Source organism: Xanthobacter nonsaccharivorans (genome assembly GCF_043194755.2).
Lineage (GTDB): Bacteria > Pseudomonadota > Alphaproteobacteria > Rhizobiales > Xanthobacteraceae > Xanthobacter > Xanthobacter autotrophicus_G.
The window spans coordinates 3,130,630-3,152,679 of sequence record NZ_CM195526.1 but is presented as its reverse complement, the minus strand read 5'-3'; the positions used below and the strand labels follow the sequence as shown (position 1 = coordinate 3,152,679).

21 protein-coding genes and 1 tRNA gene are annotated in these 22,050 nt (G+C 67.8%); 17 read left to right on the top strand and 5 right to left on the bottom strand.

Annotated features, from left to right (window positions below):
• The first annotated feature begins 20 nt into the window (after positions 1 to 20).
• The 5 genes from V5F59_RS14500 to V5F59_RS14480 all read left to right on the top strand — a co-directional run bounded on the left by V5F59_RS14500 (position 21) and on the right by V5F59_RS14480 (position 4,744).
• Complete coding sequence (locus V5F59_RS14500) at positions 21 to 1,175, top strand: ABC transporter substrate-binding protein (RefSeq protein WP_393978557.1); 1,155 nt, start codon at positions 21 to 23, stop codon at positions 1,173 to 1,175.
• 165 nt (positions 1,176 to 1,340) lie between these two features.
• Positions 1,341 to 2,213 (top strand): branched-chain amino acid ABC transporter permease, encoded by an 873-nt coding sequence (locus tag V5F59_RS14495; protein WP_393978555.1) that lies wholly within the window; start codon positions 1,341 to 1,343, stop codon positions 2,211 to 2,213.
• Positions 2,210 to 3,241, top strand: coding sequence for a branched-chain amino acid ABC transporter permease (locus V5F59_RS14490; protein ID WP_393978553.1), 1,032 nt, complete (start codon positions 2,210 to 2,212; stop codon positions 3,239 to 3,241). The genes V5F59_RS14495 and V5F59_RS14490 overlap by 4 nt, the downstream gene beginning before the upstream one ends.
• Entirely contained in the window at positions 3,238 to 4,047 is an 810-nt protein-coding gene (locus tag V5F59_RS14485; RefSeq protein WP_393978551.1) for an ABC transporter ATP-binding protein, read from the top strand. The genes V5F59_RS14490 and V5F59_RS14485 overlap by 4 nt, the downstream gene beginning before the upstream one ends.
• Positions 4,040 to 4,744 (top strand): ABC transporter ATP-binding protein, encoded by a 705-nt coding sequence (locus V5F59_RS14480; RefSeq protein WP_393978549.1) that lies wholly within the window; start codon positions 4,040 to 4,042, stop codon positions 4,742 to 4,744. Before V5F59_RS14485 ends, V5F59_RS14480 begins: the two co-directional genes overlap by 8 nt.
• A gap of 287 nt (positions 4,745 to 5,031) precedes the next feature.
• Here V5F59_RS14480 and V5F59_RS14475 read toward each other — a convergent pair whose 3' ends face one another.
• On the bottom strand, positions 5,032 to 5,454 hold the full coding sequence (locus V5F59_RS14475; RefSeq protein ID WP_393978547.1) for a cupin domain-containing protein: 423 nt from the start codon (positions 5,452 to 5,454) through the stop codon (positions 5,032 to 5,034).
• Between the two features lie 412 nt (positions 5,455 to 5,866).
• Between V5F59_RS14475 and V5F59_RS14470 the strand changes: the two genes are divergently transcribed.
• The 3 genes from V5F59_RS14470 to V5F59_RS14460 all read left to right on the top strand — a co-directional run bounded on the left by V5F59_RS14470 (position 5,867) and on the right by V5F59_RS14460 (position 10,007).
• Positions 5,867 to 7,846 (top strand): phospholipase D-like domain-containing protein, encoded by a 1,980-nt coding sequence (locus V5F59_RS14470; protein ID WP_393978545.1) that lies wholly within the window; start codon positions 5,867 to 5,869, stop codon positions 7,844 to 7,846.
• A gap of 311 nt (positions 7,847 to 8,157) precedes the next feature.
• Positions 8,158 to 8,706: a hypothetical protein gene (locus V5F59_RS14465; protein WP_393978543.1), complete on the top strand. Its 549-nt coding sequence runs from the start codon at positions 8,158 to 8,160 to the stop codon at positions 8,704 to 8,706.
• Positions 8,707 to 8,732: 26 nt separating this feature from the next.
• Entirely contained in the window at positions 8,733 to 10,007 is a 1,275-nt protein-coding gene (locus V5F59_RS14460) for an MFS transporter (RefSeq protein ID WP_393978541.1), read from the top strand.
• Positions 10,008 to 10,088: 81 nt separating this feature from the next.
• Here V5F59_RS14460 and V5F59_RS14455 read toward each other — a convergent pair whose 3' ends face one another.
• Entirely contained in the window at positions 10,089 to 10,607 is a 519-nt protein-coding gene (locus V5F59_RS14455; protein ID WP_393978539.1) for a hypothetical protein, read from the bottom strand.
• Positions 10,608 to 10,853: 246 nt separating this feature from the next.
• On the bottom strand, positions 10,854 to 11,834 hold the full coding sequence (locus V5F59_RS14450; protein ID WP_393978538.1) for a quinone oxidoreductase family protein: 981 nt from the start codon (positions 11,832 to 11,834) through the stop codon (positions 10,854 to 10,856).
• A 100-nt stretch (positions 11,835 to 11,934) separates the two neighbouring features.
• On the opposite strand from V5F59_RS14450, the gene V5F59_RS14445 reads away from it, so the two are divergent.
• The 7 genes from V5F59_RS14445 to V5F59_RS14415 all read left to right on the top strand — a co-directional run bounded on the left by V5F59_RS14445 (position 11,935) and on the right by V5F59_RS14415 (position 18,320).
• Positions 11,935 to 12,792 carry a LysR family transcriptional regulator gene (locus V5F59_RS14445; RefSeq protein ID WP_393978536.1) on the top strand — a complete coding sequence of 286 codons (858 nt, stop codon included), beginning with the start codon at positions 11,935 to 11,937 and terminating at the stop codon, positions 12,790 to 12,792.
• Between the two features lie 555 nt (positions 12,793 to 13,347).
• Positions 13,348 to 13,770 carry an ester cyclase gene (locus V5F59_RS14440; RefSeq protein WP_393978534.1) on the top strand — a complete coding sequence of 141 codons (423 nt, stop codon included), beginning with the start codon at positions 13,348 to 13,350 and terminating at the stop codon, positions 13,768 to 13,770.
• Positions 13,771 to 13,773: 3 nt separating this feature from the next.
• The gene (locus V5F59_RS14435) at positions 13,774 to 14,388 is read left to right on the top strand and encodes a TetR/AcrR family transcriptional regulator (RefSeq protein WP_393978532.1); all 615 of its coding nucleotides are present in this window, start codon (positions 13,774 to 13,776) and stop codon (positions 14,386 to 14,388) included.
• A gap of 432 nt (positions 14,389 to 14,820) precedes the next feature.
• Positions 14,821 to 15,648, top strand: coding sequence for an oxidoreductase (locus V5F59_RS14430; protein WP_393978530.1), 828 nt, complete (start codon positions 14,821 to 14,823; stop codon positions 15,646 to 15,648).
• Between the two features lie 37 nt (positions 15,649 to 15,685).
• The gene (locus V5F59_RS14425; RefSeq protein ID WP_393978528.1) at positions 15,686 to 16,732 is read left to right on the top strand and encodes an AraC family transcriptional regulator; all 1,047 of its coding nucleotides are present in this window, start codon (positions 15,686 to 15,688) and stop codon (positions 16,730 to 16,732) included.
• A gap of 109 nt (positions 16,733 to 16,841) precedes the next feature.
• Positions 16,842 to 17,693, top strand: coding sequence for an SDR family NAD(P)-dependent oxidoreductase (locus V5F59_RS14420; protein ID WP_393978526.1), 852 nt, complete (start codon positions 16,842 to 16,844; stop codon positions 17,691 to 17,693).
• Positions 17,694 to 17,735: 42 nt separating this feature from the next.
• On the top strand, positions 17,736 to 18,320 hold the full coding sequence (locus V5F59_RS14415; RefSeq protein ID WP_393978524.1) for a class I SAM-dependent methyltransferase: 585 nt from the start codon (positions 17,736 to 17,738) through the stop codon (positions 18,318 to 18,320).
• Positions 18,321 to 18,598: 278 nt separating this feature from the next.
• Here the strand turns inward: V5F59_RS14415 and V5F59_RS14410 are convergent.
• Positions 18,599 to 18,674 (bottom strand) — tRNA-Ile (locus V5F59_RS14410).
• Between the two features lie 166 nt (positions 18,675 to 18,840).
• On the opposite strand from V5F59_RS14410, the gene V5F59_RS14405 reads away from it, so the two are divergent.
• Both V5F59_RS14405 and V5F59_RS14400 read left to right on the top strand, forming a co-directional pair.
• On the top strand, positions 18,841 to 19,569 hold the full coding sequence (locus tag V5F59_RS14405) for an SIMPL domain-containing protein (protein WP_393978522.1): 729 nt from the start codon (positions 18,841 to 18,843) through the stop codon (positions 19,567 to 19,569).
• 197 nt (positions 19,570 to 19,766) lie between these two features.
• A complete protein-coding gene (locus V5F59_RS14400) occupies positions 19,767 to 21,101 on the top strand; it encodes an NUDIX hydrolase (protein WP_393978520.1) in 1,335 nt (444 codons plus the stop codon).
• A 57-nt stretch (positions 21,102 to 21,158) separates the two neighbouring features.
• On the opposite strand, the gene V5F59_RS14395 is transcribed toward V5F59_RS14400, so the two are convergent.
• On the bottom strand, positions 21,159 to 21,953 hold the full coding sequence (locus tag V5F59_RS14395) for a DUF2189 domain-containing protein (protein ID WP_393978518.1): 795 nt from the start codon (positions 21,951 to 21,953) through the stop codon (positions 21,159 to 21,161).
• Positions 21,954 to 22,050 lie beyond the last annotated feature (97 nt).

The following is a 22,050-nucleotide window of genomic DNA, read 5'->3' as shown; positions in this document are numbered from 1 at the left end:
ACTGGAGACCGCACATGCACATGACCCGCAGGACCGCGCTGGCAACCATTGCCGTCGCGCTCATGTCCTCCACCGCCTTCGCGGCCGATACCATCAAGATCGGCGTGAACGAGCCCCTCACCGGCGCCTTCGCGGCTTCCGGCACCTATGTGGTGAACGGCGCCAAGATCGCCGCCGACGAGATCAATGCCAAGGGCGGCATCCTCGGCAAGAAGATCGAGCTCGTCATCGAGGACAACAAGAGCAACCCGACCGAGGCCGCCTCGGTGGCGGAAAAGCTCATCACCTCCGACAAGGTGCCGGTGCTGATGGGCTCCTGGGGCTCCTCCCTCACGCTGGCCACCATGCCGAAGCTGGAGGAATACCAGGTGCCCATGCTGGTGGAGACCTCCTCTTCCGGCAAGATCACCACCTCGGGCAATCCCTTCATCTTCCGCATCTCCCCGCCGTCGGCGGTGGAGGCGGAGGCGTTCGAGCCCATCGCCAGGAAGCTCGGCCTCAAGAAGGTGGACTTCCTCGTCATCAACAACGACTGGGGCCGTGGCGCCGCCGCCGACTTCTCCAAGATGCTGAAGGCCAACGGCGTCGAGGTCGGCCTGGTGGAGACCATGGACCAGTCCGCCCAGGACATGAGCGCCCAGCTCGCCAAGCTGAAGGCCTCCGACGCCGACACCATCATGGTGACCAGCGCCGTGGACCAGCTGACCCTGCTGTTCAAGCAGATGGCGGCGCTCGGCCTGAAGAAGCGCGTCATCACCACCGGCGGCTCGCAGAATCCGGACCAGATCATCGCCCAGGCCGGCCCCGCCGCCGATGGCACCATGCACCTGACCACCTTCCTGCCCTGGTGGCCGGAGAAGACCCCGAACCCCGAGGCCACCGCCTATTTCCTCGGCGAGTGGAAGAAGCGCGGCTTCGAGTTCGCCGGCGCCACCGAGAGCTTCCGCGGCTATGACGGCATCCGCTCGGTGGCGGCGGCCATCGCGGCGGGCGGGGGCACCGACCCCGCCGCCATCCAGAAGGGCTTCTGGAAGGTGGACATCATGGGCCTCAACGGTCCCATCAAGTTCCAGAAGAGCGGCCCGGCCGGCAAGGAGAGCGGCCAGTCCAAGCCCAATGTCTACCTGATCGAGATTTCCGACGGGAAGGTGAAGCAGGTTCAGCTCGGCGGCTGAGCCCATCCCACCAGCGGTGGCTCCCCGCCTTCGGGCGGGGGCCTGGGGTGAGGGGCTGTCGCGGTCAACTGCCTGACATGCGCCAGCATTCCCTCACCCCGCTTCCGTAAAGCGGAGGCGCTGTTCCCGCCCGCATTGCCCCGAACGCCAGCCCGGACAGGCCAGATGGATCAATTGCTGCAACATTTCGTCAATGCGCTGGTGCTCGGCGGCACCTATGCGCTGCTGGGCATCGGCCTCACCCTGATCTTCGGCATCATGAACGTGGTGAACTTCACCCACGGGGCGCTCTACACCTTCGGCGCCTATGGCATGTACCTGGCGGCGGTGGCGCTGGGCATCAACTTCTTCCTGGCGCTGCCGGTGGCGGTGGTGGCGGGCCTTGTGCTCGGCGCGCTCATCGAGTTCGTGCTGCTGCGGCCGCTGCGCCACTCGGACATCGACACCACCATGCTGGTGATGATCGGCGCCGGCATCATCCTCCAGTCGGGGGCGCTGTGGGTGTTCGGCGGGGTGGCCAAGGCCATTCCCACGCCCTTCCCGGCGCAGCCGCTGGTGCTTGGCCCGGTGTCGGTCTCGTGGGTGAGCCTGTTCGTGTTCGCCTCGGCGCTGGCGCTCATCGCCGTCACCTACTTCACCATCAACGGCACCCGGCTTGGACGCGCCATGCGCGCCACCTTCCAGGACCATGACACAGCGGCGCTGATGGGGGTGAACGTCTCCCTCGTCTACACCGCCACCTTCGCCATCGGCTCGGCGCTTGCGTCGGCCGCGGGGGCGCTGCTCGGCCCGGTCTACGTGGTGTTCCCGCAGATGGGCGACCTCGCGGCGGTCAAGGCCTTCGCCATCGTCATTCTCGGCGGCCTCGGCTCCATCTCCGGCGCGGCCATCGGCGGCTTCATCCTCGCCTTCGCCGAGGAGCTGGGCGCCGGCTACATCTCCTCCGGATATCGCGACGCCATGGGCTTCCTCATCATCATCGCCGTGCTGCTGGTGAAGCCCACCGGCCTGTTCGCCCGCGCGGAGCGCATCGGATGACGCGCCTCATCGCCCCCCTCCTGCTGGTGGTCTTCGCCCTCGTGCCGCTGTGGCTGAAGGACCCCTATCTCCTCAACGCCCTGATCATCACGGGCATCTTCACCATCTGCGCCATGAGCCTGAACCTGCTGCTGGGCTTCACCGGCCAGCTCAGCCTCGGGCACGTGGCCTTCTTCGGCATCGGCGCCTATGTGAGCGCGCTCACGGCGCTGGGCTTCGACGTGAGCCTGCCCTTCGGCCTGCGCGTGACGCACGAGGGCGGGTCACCGCTCCTCGGCTTTTGCCTCGCCATCGTCATCACCGGGGCGTGCGGCTACCTCATCGGGCGGCTCTCGTTCCGGGTGCGCGGGGCCTATTTCGTCATCGTCACCATCTCGTTCGCCGAGGTGGTGCGGCTCGTGGCGCTGAACTGGGTGGAGCTGACGCAGGGTCCGCTCGCGCTCACCTCCATCCCCAACATGGCGCTGGTCCTGCCCGGCATCGGCGAAATGACGCTGCGCACGAAGATGGAGAACTACTATCTCGTGCTCGTGCTCGCGGCGGCGAGCTATCTCGTGGTGGCGCGCCTCGTCGGCTCTCGCTTCGGCCGCGCCATGAGGGGGCTGAAGGAGAACGAGTCCCTCGCCCTTTCCCTCGGCATCAACGCCACCCGCACGCTGACCGTGGCAGCCACCGTCTCCGCCGCCATGGCGGGGGGCGCGGGCAGCCTCTATGCCCATTACATCCGCATCATCGATCCGGACGTGTTCCTGTTCTCCTACACGGTCACCATGGTCATCATGGTGGTCTCCGGCGGCAAGGGCACGCTGGCCGGGCCGCTGGTGGGGGGCATCATCTTCGGCCTGCTGCCGGTGGCGCTGCGGCCGGTGATGGCGCCGGAAGCCCAGTGGATCGTCTATGGCGGCATCCTCATCGCCATCCTGTTCGTGATGCCGCGGGGCATCGTCCCGGCGCTGGAGGGCTTCGCCCGCCGCCGCCCGAAGGCCGCCGCGCAGCCCAAGCCCCTCGAGGCGGGAGCGAATCCATGAGCATGTCGAAGACCCCCATCCTCTGCGTGGAGCACGTGGGCATGCGCTTCGGCGGGCTCACGGCCATCGCCGACCTGCATTTCGACGTGCGGGAAGGCGAGATCCTCAGCCTCATCGGCCCCAACGGGGCAGGCAAGACCACCGCCTTCAACATCATGACCGGCTTCCTGAAGCCGACGCAGGGGCGGGTGCTGTTCCGCGGGCGCGACCTCTCCAAGGTGAAGACCAACGACATCGCCCGCCTCGGCCTCGCGCGCACCTTCCAGCGCACCAGCGTGTTCGCCGACGACACGGTGCTCGACAACGTGCTCATCGGCCTCAACCGCCATGGCGCGCCCTCCCTCTTCGACCGCCTGCTGCCCACCCCCGGCGCCCGGCGGGCCGAGGCGGCGACGCGGGCGCGGGCGGAGGCCATCATCGAGCTGGTGGGCCTTGCCCATCGCGCCGGGGAGAAGGCGGGCGCCCTCTCCTATGGCGAGCAGCGCCTGGTGGGCTTTGCGCTGGCGCTCGCCATCGCGCCGCGGATGCTGCTGCTGGACGAGCCGGTGTCCGGCATGAACGCCTCGGAGACGCAGGGCTTCGTGCGTCTCATCCGCAAGGTGCGGGAGGAGGGGGTGACCATCCTCCTCGTGGAGCATGACATGCCCATGGTGATGGAGGTCTCCGACCGCATCGTCTGCCTCAACTACGGCCGCCTCATCGCCGAGGGCCCGCCGGCCGCGATCCGCAGCGATCCCAAGGTGATCGAGGCCTATCTGGGCAAGAGCGCCGCGAAGCTGGAGCAGAAGGAGCCGGCCCATGCTTGAGATTACCGATCTCGTCTGCGGCTACGGGCCGGTGGCGGCGCTCCGGGGCGTGTCGCTCCACGTGGGCAAGGGGGAACTGGTGGCGCTGGTGGGGGCGAACGGCGCCGGCAAGTCCACCACCCTGCGCGCCATCTCCGGCCTCGTGCCGACGCGGGCGGGCGCCATCCGCCTCGACGGGGAGGACGTGACCGGCGCCGGCCCGCAGCGCATGCTGCGCCTCGGCGTGGCCCATTGCCCGGAGGGGCGGCGGGTGTTCCCGCACATGAGCGTTGCCGACAATCTCGCCATGGGCGCCTATCTGCGATCCGCCGATGCGTCGCTCAAGGCCGATTACGAGCGCATCTACACGGACTTCCCGCGCCTCGCCGAACGGCGGCACCAGATGGCGGGAACCCTGTCCGGCGGCGAGCAGCAGATGCTGGCCATCGGCCGGGCGCTCATGTCACGGCCGCGCCTCGTGCTGTTCGACGAGCCGTCGCTGGGTCTTGCGCCCAACATCGTGGAGCAGATGTTCGCCATCATCGGCGCCATCCGCGACGCCGGCACCACCGTGCTGCTGGTGGAGCAGAACGCCTTCGCCGCGCTGGAATTGTGCGACCACGCCTATCTCATCGAGGCGGGGCGCATCGTGAAGGCGGGGAAGGGACCGGAGCTGATCGACGATCCCCACGTGCGCGCCGCCTACCTCGGCGGCTGACCGGCCGGCGCGCCGCGTGCGGCAGGGCGCATCGGGCGTCACCGGATCTCTCGCAAGGCCGGCATCCGCTCGCTGGCGGCGCAGTCACGCAAGTCCGGGCCCGGCAGGGGGGCGCCCCCCGCTGCCGCGGGAAATCGACAACGCCATGGCCGCCCCACCGCACCCCCCACCTCATGGCCGCACGAGCTCGCCGGCGACCATCGAGGCGAGGCTGTGCAAGCATCACCGCCCCACCGCATTCTCTCCGGACCTTGGTGGTGAAGCCAGCATTGCTCCCCCGCCGCAGATCACCCGCCGCGGTTCGGGGTGCCGAGAACATGCGTGTTCGGCGGGAGCATCACCTCGTCGAACGTCTGCGTGAACATCGCCGCTGCAAAGAAGGCCACGGCGCGCAGGGTCTCATGACCGGTGTTGGCGAGGTCGTGCCGAACGTTGGCGGGCAGCACGAACACGCTGCCGGGTCGGACCTGCTGTGTTCCATCTTCCATGCGGAGCTCGCCCGTGCCCGCGATGATGTACTGGCTCTCTTCCGTCGCGTCCGTATGCCAGCCGAGGTGGCCGCCGGGCTCGATCTCATAGACAATGACCGACGATTGGACGGCTGCCCGGCCGCCACATGTGGCGAAGGCACCGGCCCAGTTGACCGATTTATCCTCCGCACCCTGTACGTGGGCTCGTTCGAGGGCTTCGGACGCGATGACCGGGACCATCTTAGCCTCCTTCGGGTGAGGGAGGTGCGTGAGCCCTCCCGGGGCGAACAGTCTCACAGCGGCAGGGCTTTTCCAATGATTGTTGACAGAAGGTCTTCAACGCGTCTTCCGCCGCTCCGGTAGATCTGCCGGCGCACGGACCACGGTTCCGGATGGCGCAGGCGGAAGGGATCCGGCGCCACCGGCAAAGTGCGTGTTCCGCCTCGCCGCGCGCAGTCCTGCGATGCACGGCGCCGACGCCGGAGTGTCACACGACTGTCGCAGAAGATGATATCTTCTACTTCTGGATGCAATGACGTGTGCTGAAAGGCGGAAGGCTGGACCGCCCGAGGCTTCTGCTACGTATCTCCCTCGAAGGCCGGGGGCAGTCGGGGTCCCGAAAAGCCAGCTCTGCAGCTTTGTGGAGGGCGCCATGGGAAACATCACGGCTGTCCGGGCCTATGCGAACAATGAGGTGGCCTACCTGTCCTGGGGGGTCGACGGGCCGATAGCGGGATGCCTCGGGTTCGAGGTCATCCGTGTCTATCTCGATGCGGGCGGCGCCGTTCGCAAGCGGCCGGAGGATGGCCAGGACGACCGCGTGCCGCTCGCGGCCTGGGTGGGCTTCAAGGGCCAGCGAAACCCCCATTGGCTGCCGCAGACCACATCCATCTGGCCGGTGCAGAAGCTCTCCTGGCGCGACCTGACGCTCCGCAAGCGCCGGAACCGGGCCGAGCGACGCCCGGACGAGGTGCATGTGCGCTATGAGGTCCGCCCCCTGGGCGACCTGAAACCGGGCCTGCCCCCCGCTCCCGATCCGAAGCCGGCGCTCGTCCAGGTGGTCCAGCGCGACGCGAGCGGCAAGCCTGTCCTCGATGCACAGGGGCGGAAGGTCGAGATCCCGGTGCCGGCCTATGAGGGCACGCCTCGGCCTCTGGCTTATCTCGGCGAGGCGGTGGCGAGCAATCCGATCCTCGTCACCCGCCGGCACGGCAAGTTCCAGTCCACCTTCACCAACGGCATTCTGGCCGCCCAGTGGCTGCGGAACGTGATCTGGGAAGACGGCGTCCAGGAGCGCGACGAGCTCATCAAGATGATCTCGACGCCGCAAGATCCCATCCGCGCCTATCTGGCGGGGGACGTTCTCCCCCTTCTGCACGACTTCCTCGGACGGCCCGGCAACTTCCTCGCCGCGCTCTACGAGCTTGAGGACGAGGAACTGGTTGATCTCCTGCTCGCCAATCGGAAGCGGATCCGGGTCATCCTCGCCAATTCCGCCGTAGACAAGGGCGCGTGGGACGTGCGCAACGCACCGGCCCGGGCGAGGCTGGTTGAGGCCGGAGTGGATATCCAGCACCGGATGTTCAACAATTCCACGGACATCGGGCACAACAAGTTCGTCGTCCACATGCCGCCGCGGCGCGGCGCGCGGTCCGTCTTCACCGGCAGCACCAACTGGACGGCGACCGGCATCGCGGGGCAGACCAACAATGCCCTGCTGATCGAGGACGACGCGGTGGCCGGCGCCTTCGCCACCTACTGGACGCAGCTGAACGCGGACGCTCTACCCCAGCCCGCCCCATTGTCGGCGGCGATGAAGGACAACCAGCAGGGGCCGGCCCTGCGCGCCGCCAATGCCGAGCCGCGGCGCTTCGACCTCGACGGCGGGGCGCGGCTCACGGCCTGGTTCTCCCCCAACATGCCCAAGCGCAACAAGTCCACCAAGGTCCCGCCGGACCTTGCGGAGGTCTATGCCCTGATGCAGGCGGCGCGCGATTGCATCCTCTTCCTCGCCTTCTATCCGGGCCAGAGCGGGAAGGACTGCATCGTGGGCAAGGCCATCGAGTTCGGGCTGGCCAACCCCGGGCTCATCGTCACCGGCGCCGTCTCCAGCCCGCAGGCCATGCCCAACTATGTTCCGGCCAAGAAAAACGACAAGGACGACCCGAGCGACGACGAGGACGCGATCGCGCCCTACACCTTCCAGAAAGGCGAGACCTCCATCGTGCGGGCGGCGCGGGTGGACGAGCACAGCCTGCTCAAGGAGTTCGGCGTGGAGGAGCTCACCGCCAGGAAGGTCGGGGCGATCATCCATGACAAGGTCGTGGTGATCGACCCTCTGTCGAAGGACTGCGCCGTCGTGCTCGGGAGCCACAACCTCGGCTTCAAGGCCTCCTACGCCAATGACGAGAACATGGTGATCGTTCAGGCAGACCGCGGCCTCGCCGAGGCCTACGCGGTCCACGTGCTCGACGTGTACGACCACTACAAGTTCCGGGCCGTGGAGGCCGAGCTGCGCCGGGAGGGCAAGGCGGGCTGGTCCGGCTTCCTGTCGGGCACCGATCGCTGGCTCGACGGATATGTGAAGGGCCGCAAGGGCGGCCTCATGCGGTACTTCGCGCGGGGGCGGTGAAGCCCCCGTCCGGGGAGCCGGGCCGGGCATGGTGGATGCTCTGCGGGCCGGCTCCGCCAGGTGCCGGCGCGGGTCTTCGACCGCCGGCATCGGGAAGGATTTCCGGCTTCGGTCGTCGCGCCCCGGTGGGCAGGCCGGCTGCGCGGAGAGGCTGGGCACTTCGCAGCCCGCGGCAACGCACCGGGGCAGGGGGGCGGATGCCGTCCTCATTTCCTTGTGACGAGGGCTGGCCTTCCGCTATGCCAAGGCAGTTCGCCAGCCCGGGCGCGAAACGACCGCAGCCCCGACGGAATGGCGGGGAGGAGGAAGCCTTGAGCCGTGTACAGCAGCCAGACGACGTCTCGTCAGCGTCCAAGCCGAGCGATGGACATTTCTGGGCGCGCGAATTGCCCTATCTCGCCATTCTGATCCTGACCGTGGGCGGCGTCGCCTATGGGGCGATGACGCGCCGTCCGCTGGTCGCCTATTGGGAAATCGTGGCGCTGGCCAGCTGTGGGGTGGGAATCCTCGCCGGCTGGTCGAAGGCGGCGGACAAGGACGAGCGCGTGCGCCTCATCTGGACCCAGGTGCTGCACTGGGGCGCTTTCCTCGCGGCCATGAACCTTGTCTTCCTGCCGAGCGTCCAGGCGGTCGCCGATGCGGATTCCACCAGCCTGATCGTGCTCCTGCTGCTCGCCCTGGGGACCTTCGTCGCCGGTGTGCACACCACGTCCTGGCGGATGGGCCTGAACGGCATCTTCATGGGCCTCTGCGTGCCCGCGGTGGCCTGGCTGGACCAATCGGCATTGTTCGTGGCTCTCCTTGCGGTAATGATGGCCGTGGTGGCCGGCGGGGTGCTCTGGGTGCGCCTGCGCCTGTGAAGCCGGTCGTCTGAGGGGAGCAGGACATGCGGGCGACGCGGTTCCATGTGGTGGTGGTCTTCCTGCTGTTTGCAGTCACGGTCGTGAACTACATCGACAGGGCCGCCATCTCCTATGCCATCCCGCTGATGGAGCAGGAGCTGGGGCTCACGAAGGGGGATGCGGGCATCATCCTCGGCGCCTTCGGTCTCGGCTATGCGGTGACGACCCTGCTCGGCGGCTTCGCGGTGGATCGCTATGGCGCACGCCTGGTGCTCGCCGTCGCCGCCCTGCTGTGGAGCTTCTCCATCGGCCTCACGGGAGCGGCCACCGGCTTCCTCACCCTCTACCTGGCGCGGACGCTGCTCGGCATATCGGAAGGACCCAACTTCCCGGCGCTCACGGGAGCTGTGAGCAGCTGGCTGCCACCGCAGGAGCAGGCCACCGCGCTGGGCTATGCGCTCGTCTCGGTGCCGCTGGCGCTGGCCATCGGCGGCCCCATTGTCACGCAGCTTCTGTCGGTGCTCGACTGGCGCTGGACCTTCGGCGTGCTGTTCGCGCTATCCATCGCCTGGGTGCCGCTCTGGTATGTCCTGTTCCGGGACGATCCCGCCCAATCGCGCCACGTGAACGCGGCTGAGCTCGATCATATCCGCGCCGGACGGGAGGGGCCCGGGCCCGGGGCCGCGCGCGAATGGCCCACGGCGACAGAGATCCGCGCCCTGCTCACCAACCGGACCTTGATGGTGAACTACTGGGCGTTCTTCGTCTTCGGCTATTTCCTGTTTTTCTTCATGACCTGGCTGCCCAGCTACCTGCACCAGGCCTACGGGCTCGCCTTGACCGAAGTCGGTGTGTTCACCGTCCTGCCCTGGCTTGCGGCGGCCGTTGCCCTGTGGGCGCTCGGGCGCTGGTCCGACCATCTGCTCAAGACCACCGGACGGTTGCGGGTGGCGCGCTCCTATCTCATCGCCGGCACGCAGCTCGTCGCGGCGCTTGCGGTGGTGCCCGTGGCCCTCAGCAACAATCTCGCTGTGGCCGTTGCCGGCATCACCGTGGCGGTGGCTGCCTCCATGGGCGCGAACGCGGCCTATTACGCGGTGAATGTGGACGTTGCGCCGAAACGGGCAGCCACTGCGCTCGGGATCATGGACTTCGGCTTCGCGGTGTCCGGCTTCGCGGCGCCGGTGATCACCGGATGGGTGCTGGGGCTGCGCGGATCGTTCGTCGACGGCTTCCTGCTGATGACGGGGCTGGCCCTGTCCTCCGTGGTGCTGGTGCTCGCCTTCCACCACCCCGACGCCGACCGCAAGCCGGCCTGAGGACCAACCCGGCCGCATCCCTCTCTCCCGCCATCCTGGGGCGGGAAGAGTCCCGCCCGGTTCGCCGGGCGGGACATGTCTTCACCAGCGGCAGTGGAGATGACCCCAGGGGCCGCGCCAGCATCCGCCGCCGCGCCATCCCCGCCCGTACCACCAATCTATGAAAAGGCTCGCGTTGATGCCGGACGCGGGTTTCTCGTCGCCGAGCAACTTGTAGGAAAAGACCAGCGTGTCCCCGGTGAGCACCGGATCCGTGAGCTCCACCGCAGCCACGCTGGGTTTGCCGTCCACGGTCACCGAGAGGGTGGCGTTGGGTGGATCCTTCTGGAAGCTGTCCTTGCCCTCGGTCCAGAGCTTGATGAAAGAGGCGGTCGTGGCGTCTCCCGTCATCCGCTCGGGGCGATCCGTAAACATCAGAACCTGCGGAGCAACGCCCTTCAGAGTGATGGTCTTGTCGTCGACGACGACAGAATCGGCTACCTGCACGAAAAGCCAGTTTGCCGGCTTCATTTCTTCCTGGTTGGATGGATTGCTCTGCGCGAAGGCTCCGCCGATGGCGCAGACTGCCGCCAGAAGTCCGCCGAATAAAATTCGTTTCATAAGAACTCCCTAGTACTGATTTGTCGCCCCAAATGGCGAAACATTGTACCTTCATCCGAACCTTGTTGCTCAAAAATTGTATTCCCGAGACCGATTTTTCTGGAACGCTCCGCACCAAAACTCCCTCCCTGCCCGGTGACTGCGACATGGTCGCGGTGCATCTCTCCATCGCATTCACCGTCAGGCCGGCTCAGGTCAGCGGGAGGCGAGGGCGGGAGCGCTGCTGGCAGCGACCGGCGGGGCGGCTCAGGGCGCCAGCAGCAGCGAGCCGATGGTCTCGCCCCGCTCCAGCATCACATGGGCGTCGGCGACGCGGGCGAGGGGCAGCTCCGCGCCGATGGTGACCGGCAGGCCGCGCAGAAGCTCACCGAACAGCTCCGCCGTCGCCTGCCGGTAGGCCGCCACGTCGCTGGCATAGGCGAACACGCTCGGCCGGCTGAGGGCGAGGGAGCGCCGCGGGCCGAGCTCGCTCAAGGGCCACTGCGGCAGCGAGCCCGATGCCTGGCCGATGCTCGCCACCATGCCGAAGGGGCGCACCGCGTCGAGCGTGCGGGTGAGGGTCTCTCCCCCGATGCCGTCGAAGGCCACGTCGACGCCGCTCCCATCGGTGAGGCGGCGGGTCTCGGCGACGAAATCCTGTTCCCTGTAGAGGATCACATGGTCGGCGCCCTGGGCGAGGGCAAGCTCCGCCTTGGCGGGGGAGCCCGCCGTTCCGATCACCCGCGCGCCGAGCCGCTTCGCCCACGCGGTCAGCAGCAGGCCGAGCCCGCCGGCGGCGGCATGCATGAGGATCGTGGTGCCCGGCCCGACGGGGAAGACGCGGCGCAGCAGCATGTGGGCGGTCACGCCGCGCAGCATGGCCGCAGCGGCGGTGCGGTCGTCGATCCCGTCCGGAATCCGGACGAGGCGGTCGGCGGGAATGTTGCGGGCCTGCGCATAGCCGCCCACGGGCAGGCCCGCATAGGCGACGCGGTCGCCCTTCGCCAGCTCGCTCACGCCGGGGCCGACTTCTTCCACCACGCCGGCGCCCTCCACCCCCAGCACCGCCGGCAGGTCGCCCAGCGGATAGAGGCCGGTGCGCTGGTAGATGTCGACGAAGTTCACGCCGATGGCGCTGTGGCGGATGCGGACCTCTCCCGAAGCGGGGGCCGGCAGGGTGCGCGTCGCGGCGCGCAGGCGATCAATGCCCCCGGGGGCGGCCAGCTCGATGGCGAAGGTATCGGTCATGGTGGGTCTCCTGTGAGCCCCGGGACCCTATGGGCTGTGTTTTTGCGTGTGAATTCATGATATGTGCGCACTATCTGAGGAAATTTGCGCAGATATCACCATGCTCGACTGGGACGACCTGCGCTTCTTCGTGGAGCTGGCGCGGTGCGGCAGCCTCTCCGAAACGGCGCGGCGGCTCGATGCGGACCATTCCACCGTCGCCCGCCGCATCGCCGGCCTCGAAGCGGCTGTGGCCCTGAAGCTGTTTGACCGGCTGCCCCGCGGCTATGCCCTCACTGAGGACGGCGAGCGGCTGCTGGAGCGGGCCGGCGCGGTGGAGCAGGCGGTGCATGGGGTGGAGCGCCTCGCGTCCGGTGCCGCGGCGGGCATCTCCGGGCGGGTGCGGATCAGTGCGCCGCCGGCGCTGGCGAGCCACTGGCTGGTGCCGCGCCTTGCGCCGCTGCTCGCACGGCATCCGGGCTTGGTGCTCGACGTTTGCGGCACGCCGGCGGCGGCGCGCCTGTCCCGGCACGAGGCGGATCTCGCGTTGCGCCTGTCGCGGCCGCAGGAGAAGGGGCTTGTGGCCCGCCGGCTGGGCGGGCTCGCCTACGGCCTTTATGGCACGCGGGCCTATGTGGAGGCGACGCCGGAGCCGCGCCGCGTTTTCCTCGGCTATGACGAGGAGCTGGCCCGGTCTCCACAGCAGCTCTGGCTCGAAGCCCTGGCGCAGGGACGCCCAATGGTGTTCCGGAGCAATGACCTTTCCAGCCTCATCTCCGCGGCCCGCGCCGGCATGGGCCTTGCCGCCTTGCCCCATGTGCTGGCGGGCGCGGCGGACGACCTCGTGTGCGTCGCGAACGGGGATGGGGTGACCCGCGAACTGTGGCTGCTGGTGCACCCGGACCTCAGGCGCGCGGCCCGGGTGCGGGCGGTGATGGACCATATCATTGCCGTGTGCCGCGACATGAAGACCTCCTGAAGATTCTACGGCTTCTCAGGTCGCGCGGCGCCATCGCATTTTCTTAGAATGCTATAGAAATTAAAGATTATATTGTAGTTTATCATGAATTTATCTGAAATATAATATTAATTATTGTATATATATGTTTGTGGCTGGCTTGCGTTGCCGGTGCGCCAGCATAGGGCGCGTCGGCGGAATTCAATTTAGGACTGCTCATGATCCGCGGCCCTCTTCAACGCCTCGGGCGCCACGGGGCAGGTGGTCCGCCCGACCTGCATCCTTTGCCTGAGCCCAGCCAGATATGGCCGTTCACACCTCCTCCCGCACCCGGTTGTGGATCTGCGCCGCGTGCACGAGCGCGAACGGAAGCGGCGAGGCTCGCACGGCTGGCACTCCATTGCACAGCAAAGGCCCGCGGCCCGTTCGTTCCAGAGCCGCGCCAGATCGGCCAGCATCACGTGTCGATGGGATGGCTCCGGCAAACCCGGGGGGAAGGGACGCAAATGAGATTTATCTTGAAATGAGATTTTTGTCTCATTATGGTCCGCGCGCTCATTCTCAACGAGGGCCAAGATGACGCTCACTCCCCATGACATGGATCGGAAGATCGACGAGCATTTCGGCTTTGAGGCCAGCGACAATATTGAAGGCGTGTTGAAAACGCTGTCCGACGACGTGGTGCACGACGTGGTCGGCTGGCCCTTCGGCCCCTCGCATGGGCGGGATGCGGCCCGCGCCTTCTACGAGGCGACCTTCTCGGATCTCTCCGAGAGTTCGGTCGAATCCATCCGTAGACTTTATGGCGACGGCTTCATGGTGGATGAGTCGCTGTGGCGGGGCCGCGCTCCGGGCCGGCCTTTCGGCGTTGAAGGCCGCAATCGTCCCCTGGAGTTTCGGCTGCTCCATGTGCTGGAGTTCAACGACGAAGGTGACATCAAGCGCGAAAATGTCTGGCTCGACCTCGCTGCCATCCTGCGACAACTGCCGGAGGAGTGAGCGGTGAGCGAGGGAAGCAAGGCGATACGGCCGAACCAGCGGCGCCGGACGCGCAAGGACCTGCTCGAAGCCGCAAACCGGCTGATGAAACAGGGCCGCCAGCCGACGCTGGAAGACGTCGCGGCGGAGGCATTGGTCTCGCGGGCGACAGCCTATCGCTACTTCCCCAGCATCGAGGCGCTCCTTCTGGAAGCCTCCATGGACATTGAGATCCCCGGGGCGGAGGAATTGTTCGGCAACGACCGTTCCGCCGATCCGGCGGCCCGCGTCGAGCGCGTCGACCAGGTCCTGCATGACATGATCCTCGCCCATGAGGCTCCGCTCCGCCTCATGCTGGCACAGTCCATCGAGAGGCGGGCGAAGGGAGCTGACGAGAGTGAGCTGCCATCCCGCCAGAACCGCCGCACCCCGTTGATCGAAGCCGCGCTGGAACCCGCGCGTGGCGCATTCGACCCGAAGGCGCTCGACAGGCTGAAGAATGCGCTCACCCTGATCGTCGGGCCCGAAGCCATGATCGTGTGCAAGGATGTCTTGCAGCTCGATGATGCCGAGGCGCGTGAGGTGAAGCGCTGGGCTATCAGGACTCTGGTGGCGGCGGCACGGACTCGGTCCCCTTAGGGAGAGCATCGGGAGCTTCCGAAGTCGTCCCGCGTCCGGCGTGTGAGCCGGGCAAGCCGGTCGCGAGCATCCGCCCGGAGGGGGGCGGCAGTGCTCATGGAAGGATGTGCGCCTGCATCGCTGCGTCCGGAAGGCCAGTGACCGGCAGGGCGAGGATGCGGTCCTCATGGTCCGCGAGACGAAGGCAAAGGTCCTTGTATCGAACCGGACACTTGCGGCCGGGCGACAGGCACGCCTTCAAGACCTCGCCATTGACTGCTCATCGACTGAATGTTGGCTCCGTGGGAGGAGCCAGGCGTTCCAGCCGCCGCTGCCGGCCGGTGCTTTGCTGATCTTGGCATTTGGCGCAAGCTGCCAGTCCGGTGGCGTCTTTGGTGATTTCCCGTTCGGTCGCTCCACTTAGTATCGCGCCGAGCGACATGAGGTGCAGAAATGACCGCGCGCAAGAAAACAGCTCTGGTGACAGGCGCCTCCTCCGGGATGGGCAAGGAGATCGCAAGGCGGCTATTGAGCGATGGATATCACGTCTATGCGGCCGCCCGGCAGGTCGAGAAGATGGAAGACTTGCAGACACTCGGGGCGACGCTGCTGCGATTGGACATCTCGCGAGAAGACGATATCCACGCGGCGGTCGACACCATCCTGCGCCGGAGCGGCACCGTCGACGTGCTGGTGAACAATGCCGGTTTCGGGCTCTACGGCCCGGTGGAGGAGATCCCCCTCGACGAGGCCCGCTACCAGTTCGAGGTGAACCTGTTCGGCGCCGCGCGGCTCACCCAGCTGATCCTGCCCGCCATGCGCGCGCAGCGCTCGGGAACCATCGTCAACATCACCTCCATGGGCGGGAAGATCTATTCCGTGCTCGGCGCGTGGTATCACGCCACGAAGCACGCGCTGGAGGGCTGGTCCGATTGCCTGCGCCTCGAGGTCGCGCAGTTTGGCATCCGTGTCGTCATCGTCGAGCCCGGCGTGATCGAGACCGGATTCGGCGACGCCGCCTCGGCCAATCTCCTGAAGCGCTCGGCCGGGGGCCCCTACGCCAAGCTCGCCCAGGCGGTCGCCAATTCCATTGCCAACACCTATGGCAAGGGAACCGGCAGCCCCGGCACGGTGATTGCCGACGTGGTGTCAAAGGCGGTGAAGGCGCGCAAGCCGAAGACGCGCTATGCCGCGGGCAAATATGCCGCGATGCTGCTCGGCATGCGCAAATGGCTGAGCGACCGGACCTTCGACAGCATCATCATGAGCCAGACGAAATGAAGTCCAACCGCGCAACCCCGACCACGCGAGGCCGGCCATGAGCCCGCTGCCGGCCGATCGCTGCAAGGTTCCGGCCGCCTTCTGGCGCGCGATCGAGCGCATGGGCTATCCGCCGGCCGCCGTGCTGCGGCAGGCGCGGCTCCCGGCGACGCTGCATCTCAACGAGCAGGCGGTGGTCACCACCGAGCAGTACTTCGCGCTCTGGGACGCGGTGGCGCAGCTGGCGAACGATCCGGCGCTGGGCATTCGCCTGGTGCTCGGCGCCGACACCGCTGCCCATCCGCCGGCGAGCCTCGCCGCCTTCTATGCGCGTGATTACCGGGACGGCCTGATGCGGCTCGCCCGCTTCAAGCGGCTCTGCACGCCCGAGCAGCTCCATATGGCGGAAGCGAAGGAAGGCGTGGTGGTGACGAGCACCTGGCTCCACGCGACCCGGCCGGAGCCCGCCATCGCCACCGACGTCACCTTCGCCTCGCTGGTGGAGCTCGGCCGCCGCGGCACCGGCCAGCCCGTGACCCCCCGGAGGGTGGATCTCGTCCGGCCTGATCCGGGCGACGGGGTTCATGCGGATTATTTCCGCTGCGCCATCCGCTTCGGGGCGCGGCGCAACGCGCTGGTGCTCGATCCGGCCGATCTCGACCGCCCGTTCCCCGGCCACAATCCCGAGCTGCTGGCGATCCTGACGCCGGCGCTCGCCTCCGCCCTGCAGGAGCTGGAGGCGCACAGTTCCGTCGGCGCGCAGGTGAAGATGGTGCTGAAGCGGAGCCTCGCGAGCGGGCGGCCGGAGCTGGCCGATGTCGCCCAGAACCTCGGCATGAGCGAGCGCACCCTGCAGCGGCGCATCACCGAGGAGCGGACCACCTTTCGGGAACTGCTCGTCGAGGCGCGGCAGGAACTCGGCCGCCAGCTGCTGTCGGATCCTTCGACCGACATCGACGAGGTGGCCTGCCTGCTCGGCTATCAGGATGCGAGCTCGTTCTATCGCGCCTTCCGAGACTGGGAGGGGGTGACGCCGGGCGAGTGGCGCGAGCGCAAGGGCTTGGGTGGCGTGGACAGCAAGAGCCCGACGACCTGGACACATTGAAGGGCGCCGGAATTGGCGCGTTCCGCCAGAGCGTTGGCGCCCTGCGTCACTGCCGCGCGGAGCCTCGGCTGCCATCCTCCAAGGGTCACAACGTCCCGAGGAGGCCTCCATGGCAGAGAAGATCTGGTTCATCACCGGCGCGTCGCGCGGCTTCGGCCGCATCTGGGCCGAGGCGGCGCTCGCCCGCGGCGACAAGGTGGTCGCCACGGCGCGTGACATCACCGCGCTCTCCGACCTCGCCGCACGCCATGGTGACGCCATGCTGCCCCTGCGGCTCGACGTCACCGACGCCGATGCGGTCTATCCGGTGGTTGCCGCCGCGCACCGGCATTTTGGCCGGCTCGACGTGGTCCTCAACAATGCCGGCTACGCGCTGGTCGGCGCCATCGAGGAGGTGGACGAGAGGGACCTGCGCGCCGAGCTCGACACCAACGTGTTCGGCATGCTGCGGGTCATCCAGGCGGCATTGCCCTATCTGCGGGCGCAGAGGCGCGGGCATATCCTCAGCGTCTCCAGCGTCGCCGGCCTCGTCGCCCACCCGATTTCCGGGGCCTACAACATGTCGAAATGGGCGGTGGAGGCGATGCACGAGGCCCTCGCTCCGGAAGTGGCGCCGTTCGGCATCAAGGTGACTCTGCTGGAGCCGGGCGCCTATGCGACGGACTTCGCCAGCGCCACCTCGCTCCAGATCACGCCCGGTCTCGATATCTACGCCGAGCTGCGCCGGCAGGTCTTCGCGGCCGGTGCGCAGATGGCGTTCGGCGATCCCAACGCCACCGTCCCGGCCGTGCTGGCCGTCGTCGATGCCGACGCGCCGCCGCTGCGCCTGTTCCTCGGCACCGAGGGGCTTAAGGTCGCGCGGACCGCCTACGCCGCCCGTCTCGCCACCTGGGAGGCATGGGAGGACGTGTCGAGCGCCGCACAGGGCCGCGCGCCCGAACATCGGATCGCATCGCTGTGAGGCGGTGCGGGACGGCCTTCCGCGATCCATTCGGGTGACGAGATGCAAAGCGACATTCTGACGTTTCTTCGCTCCTGGGCCGCCGAGCCCCTGCGCGTCGGGGCCATCGCGCCGTCCGGAAACGCGTTGGCGGATCTGATCACCCGCGACATCGTCCCGGAAACCGGGCCGGTGATCGAGCTCGGCCCTGGCACCGGGGTCTTCACCGCCAAGCTCCTTGACCGGGGCATAGCCGAAGCGGACCTCACCCTGGTGGAATTCGGCTCAGATTTCGCGCGCCTGCTGCAACTGCGCTTTCCCGATGCGCGCGTCCTGTGGATGGATGCGGCGCGGCTCAGGACCGTCGCCTTCGCGGCTCAACAGTCCGTCGGCGCCGTGGTCAGCGGCTTGCCCCTTCTGAGCTTTTCACCACGCAAGGTGATTGCCATTCTCGATGGGGCCTTCCGCCAGCTGCGTCCAGGCGGCGCGTTTTACCAATTCACCTACGGGCCGCGCTGCCCGGTGCCCCGCCCCATTCTCGACCGCCTCGGCCTGCGCGCGACGCTCATGGGCCGAGCGCTGCTGAATGCCCCGCCTGCCGCGGTTTATCGCATCACAAGGAGAGCGTCGCCGCTCATCCTTAAATGAAGAGCCCGGTGCGTTGGATGAAGACCGGCCTTCGCTGGAGATCGCCAATCTCTCCGGTGTCGCAGACGGCATCCGGCTCGGGAGAATCGAACAGCTGGAGATCCCAGCACCAGTCATCGCCGGGCCGAGCGGTGTCCATCCATACCCGCAGCTCGTCGCCTTTGACCTTCGTCTCGCTCTTCCGCACGCTTCAAGCTTATTGCGGGCCATCCGCCGCGTGCACGGGTTCAGCGCGACCCTTGGGCAGATCGCATTTCGTCCATAAGCGATTGAGAAGATGGTGGGCCCGGAGGGACTCGAACCCCCAACCAGACCGTTATGAGCGGTCAGCTCTAACCATTGAGCTACAGGCCCCGGCGGCGGGGCGTGGCCCGCGGCGCTGGAAGGTTCAAGCTCTAGCAATCTCGCCAGCCGGGAACAACCGGGGCATCCACAATCCCGGCGTGTCGTCCACGCCTCTCGCCGCAATGGCGCCGTTATCGCAGCGTCGTCTCCCGCCATCGGTTTCAGGGAGAAGAATATGCGCCTGTCGTTTCGCCCGTCTCATTCGCTTGGCCCGGTGCTGGCCGCAGCCCTGACCTCGGTCATGGTCCTCTCGGTTCCGGCGGCTGCGGCGACGCTGACGGTGGTGGGCGAGGCCAAGGTTTCCGCCGCGCCGGACATGGCGGTGCTGACCACGGGCACGGTGACCAGCGCCAAGTCCGCCGACGAGGCGCTCGCCGCCAATTCCAAGGCAGTCACCGCGGTGATCGAGACGCTGAAGGGCGCGGGCATCGCCTCCAAGGACATCGCCACCGCCAACTTCTCGGTCCAGCCGCAATATGCCTATTCCCAGGGCAACCGCGAGCCGCCCAAGCTCACCGGGTTCGAGGTGCGCAATCAGGTCCGCATCACCGTGCGCCAGCTCGATACGCTCGGGCCGCTGCTCGACAAGGTGATGCAGTCCGGCGCGAACCAGGCCTCGGGCCTGTCCTTCTCCTTGTCCGACCTGCCGGCGCTGGAGCGGGAGGCGCGCCTCGCCTCGGTGAAGGAGGCGATGGAGCAGGCCAAGGCCCTCGCCGGAGCGGCCGGGCTGAGGCTCACGCGCATCAATTCCATCCAGCCGGAGAGCCTGGGCGGGCCCGTGCTGCCCCCGCCGATGATGATGATGAAGGCCGATGCCGCCTCGCGCGCGCCGGTGCCGGTGGAGGCGGGCGAGATCGACGTGCGCGCCCGCACCGTGATCGTCTACGAGGTGGAACCGCAGTGATGGAGCCTCCCGCGGGCGGACGTCGCGGGTTGCGGGGCTTGTGCTCTATGGTAAATCAATCCGGTTGTCCGATTCACCTTGTTGCCTGGGCGAATCGTGCCGGCTGCCGCCTGTGATGCGGAAGCCGGTGCGCCGGGCCAACGGGCCTTGCCGCGGGAAAGCCCATGTCGCCTTCATCGGGTTCTCCAGCGATGCCGATGGCCGGCGGGCATTCCGGGCGGCGGGTGCAGTATGCCGCCTTGCCCTATCGGGTCCGGCGCGACGGCGAGGTGCAGATCCGGCTCATCACCTCCCGCGAGACGCGGCGCTGGGTGATTCCCAAGGGTTGGCCCATGAAGGGCCTTTCCCCGCCGAAAGCGGCGGCGCGCGAATGCTATGAGGAAGCCGGGCTCATGGGAGTCATCTCCCGCGAGCCCCTCGGCATGTACACCTACGAGAAGCGCCTCGGCACGCGTTCGGTGCTGTGCGACGTGCTGGTGTTCCCGCTCAAGGTGAAGCGCCTGCTGCAGAAATGGCCCGAGCGCTTCCAGCGCCACGGGTTCTGGTTCTCCGTGGACAGTGCTGCCGGCGCGGTGCAGGAGGAAGAGCTCGCCCAGCTCATCAGCTCCTTCGGCGACATGATGGCCCGCAAGCATGAAGCCAAGCTGCGCGCCGCCGAGGAGAAGGCGCAAAAGGAGAAGCCCGCCAGGAAGGAGCCCGCCAAGGAGGCGGTGAAGAAGGGCGCGCTCGGGGACGCGCCCGCGCCGGTCGCGGCCGGGGACGAGCACCGTGCGGAGGCGCCCGCCGGGGCGTTCGCGGCCAGGCCGCCCAAGGCGAAGGCGTCCAAGGACAAGCCCGGCGACGCGCCGGCAGAGGGCGCCGCCGCCGAGAAGGCGCGCAAGTCGACCAAGGCGAAGGGGACGAAGGACGAGAAGCTCAAGGGCACGAAGGTCAAGGACCCGGGCGCCGAGAGCGGCAAGCAGGAAAAGAGGACCAAGCCGGCGAAAGGCGCCAAGGCGGAGAAGAAGGCACCGCCCGTTGAGGTGTCGGAGCCGCAGGGGCAGGCGGCCGCCCTTGCCGTGAAGGCGAAGAAGGCGGCGCCCGTTCCGAAGGCGAAGGCCGGCAAGGGCAAGGCAAAGGACATCCCGGCCCCCGCGCCGGATGAGGCGCCGCAGGCGGTCCCGCCGTCGTTCGGGACGGATCCCGCTGCCAGCGGGGTGAAGGGGCGCAGGGCGGTGGCGGCGAAGCCGGCGTCGGGCAAGCCCGCCGGTGCGAAGCTCCCCCTGAAGGCGGCCAAAGCCGGTTCCGGGAAGCCCGGCACCGCGAGGCCGTCAGCGGTCAAGGCACCGACGGCGAAGTCTCCCCTCGCAAAGCCGGTGGCAGCCAGACCCGCCGCAACGAAGGCCGCCGCAACGAAGGCCGCTGCGATGAAGCCCGCGGCAACGAAGCCTGCCGCCGGCAAGGTGGCAGCGCCGAAGCCCAAGGCGGGCGTGAAGCCGGCAACCCCGCGTGCCCGTCGCAGGATTCCGAAGGCGCCGGCCGGCCGCAGGTAGGCCATCCCCGCAACCGTGTGCCGCGGTTTTGCGCAGGGAACCGCGCCAGGCGCCGGATCAGGCCGGGCGGGTGGCGCGGCGATAGAGGTGCCAAGTGGCGTGGCCGAGCACCGGCAGCACCAGGATCAGGCCGAGGAAGGCGGGCGCCGCGCCGATGAAGATGAGCGCCACCACGCTGGCACCGAAGGTGATCATCGGCCCCGGGCTCAGCAGCACCGCCTGCACCGAGGTGATCATGGCCGTCACCACATCCACGTCCCGGTCCATGAGGAGCGGGAAGGAGATGACGGAAATGGAGAACAGGCCAAGCGCTAGCGCCGCCCCCACCACATGGCCGACGGCCAGGAAGCTCAGCCCGTCCGAGGTGGTGGTGAGCACGCGCACGAATTCCTGAAGGCTTGCGAAGGAGGCGAAGCCCAGGAACAGCGCCAGCAGCAGCCGCACCTGATACATCCAGATGATGAAAGCGAAGATGGACACGAAGGCCATCCATCCCAGCTCCCGCTTGCGCTGGTCGAACACGGTGGAAAATACCCCGCGCCAGGTGGGGGTGCGCCCCGCCTCCAGCTCTCGGCTCACCTCATAGAGCCCGGCCGCCACGAACGGGCCGATGAGCACCGACCCCGCGAACAGGGGATAGCCCAGGTAGCCGAGATCCAGCGAGAAGACGCAGGCGAGGAGGAGAAGGCCGCCCAAGGCATAGATGGCGCCGAAGAAGAGGCCGAAGGCCGGCGCCCGCACGAAGTCGGCGATGCCGTCCTGAAACGAGGCCTTCACGTCCGCATAGGTGACGGGGCGCAGGGCCGGCACGGCCGGTGCGATCCCCGTCGGGTGTTCGATGATGTCCGCCATGGCGTGCTCCCTGAAGAGCCCCATTCGGGGTCTCGTCTTTCCAGGAAGAGTGCGAGCGGTGCGGCGGGTTGTAAAGCGTTTCGTGTGGCGCGTCGTC

Bases quoted from the DNA above. Each gene is read 5' to 3' on its own strand.
- V5F59_RS14500 (WP_393978557.1), top strand. From the start codon at position 21: ATGACCCGCAGGACCGCGCTGGCAACCATTGCCGTCGCGCTCATGTCC.
- V5F59_RS14495 (WP_393978555.1), top strand. From the start codon at position 1,341: ATGGATCAATTGCTGCAACATTTCGTCAATGCGCTGGTGCTCGGCGGC.
- V5F59_RS14490 (WP_393978553.1), top strand. From the start codon at position 2,210: ATGACGCGCCTCATCGCCCCCCTCCTGCTGGTGGTCTTCGCCCTCGTG.
- V5F59_RS14485 (WP_393978551.1), top strand. From the start codon at position 3,238: ATGAGCATGTCGAAGACCCCCATCCTCTGCGTGGAGCACGTGGGCATG.
- V5F59_RS14480 (WP_393978549.1), top strand. From the start codon at position 4,040: ATGCTTGAGATTACCGATCTCGTCTGCGGCTACGGGCCGGTGGCGGCG.
- V5F59_RS14475 (WP_393978547.1), bottom strand. From the start codon at position 5,454: ATGGTCCCGGTCATCGCGTCCGAAGCCCTCGAACGAGCCCACGTACAG.
- V5F59_RS14470 (WP_393978545.1), top strand. From the start codon at position 5,867: ATGGGAAACATCACGGCTGTCCGGGCCTATGCGAACAATGAGGTGGCC.
- V5F59_RS14460 (WP_393978541.1), top strand. From the start codon at position 8,733: ATGCGGGCGACGCGGTTCCATGTGGTGGTGGTCTTCCTGCTGTTTGCA.
- V5F59_RS14455 (WP_393978539.1), bottom strand. From the start codon at position 10,607: ATGAAACGAATTTTATTCGGCGGACTTCTGGCGGCAGTCTGCGCCATC.
- V5F59_RS14450 (WP_393978538.1), bottom strand. From the start codon at position 11,834: ATGACCGATACCTTCGCCATCGAGCTGGCCGCCCCCGGGGGCATTGAT.
- V5F59_RS14445 (WP_393978536.1), top strand. From the start codon at position 11,935: ATGCTCGACTGGGACGACCTGCGCTTCTTCGTGGAGCTGGCGCGGTGC.
- V5F59_RS14440 (WP_393978534.1), top strand. From the start codon at position 13,348: ATGACGCTCACTCCCCATGACATGGATCGGAAGATCGACGAGCATTTC.
- V5F59_RS14430 (WP_393978530.1), top strand. From the start codon at position 14,821: ATGACCGCGCGCAAGAAAACAGCTCTGGTGACAGGCGCCTCCTCCGGG.
- V5F59_RS14425 (WP_393978528.1), top strand. From the start codon at position 15,686: ATGAGCCCGCTGCCGGCCGATCGCTGCAAGGTTCCGGCCGCCTTCTGG.
- V5F59_RS14420 (WP_393978526.1), top strand. From the start codon at position 16,842: ATGGCAGAGAAGATCTGGTTCATCACCGGCGCGTCGCGCGGCTTCGGC.
- V5F59_RS14415 (WP_393978524.1), top strand. From the start codon at position 17,736: ATGCAAAGCGACATTCTGACGTTTCTTCGCTCCTGGGCCGCCGAGCCC.
- V5F59_RS14405 (WP_393978522.1), top strand. From the start codon at position 18,841: ATGCGCCTGTCGTTTCGCCCGTCTCATTCGCTTGGCCCGGTGCTGGCC.
- V5F59_RS14400 (WP_393978520.1), top strand. From the start codon at position 19,767: ATGGCCGGCGGGCATTCCGGGCGGCGGGTGCAGTATGCCGCCTTGCCC.
- V5F59_RS14395 (WP_393978518.1), bottom strand. From the start codon at position 21,953: ATGGCGGACATCATCGAACACCCGACGGGGATCGCACCGGCCGTGCCG.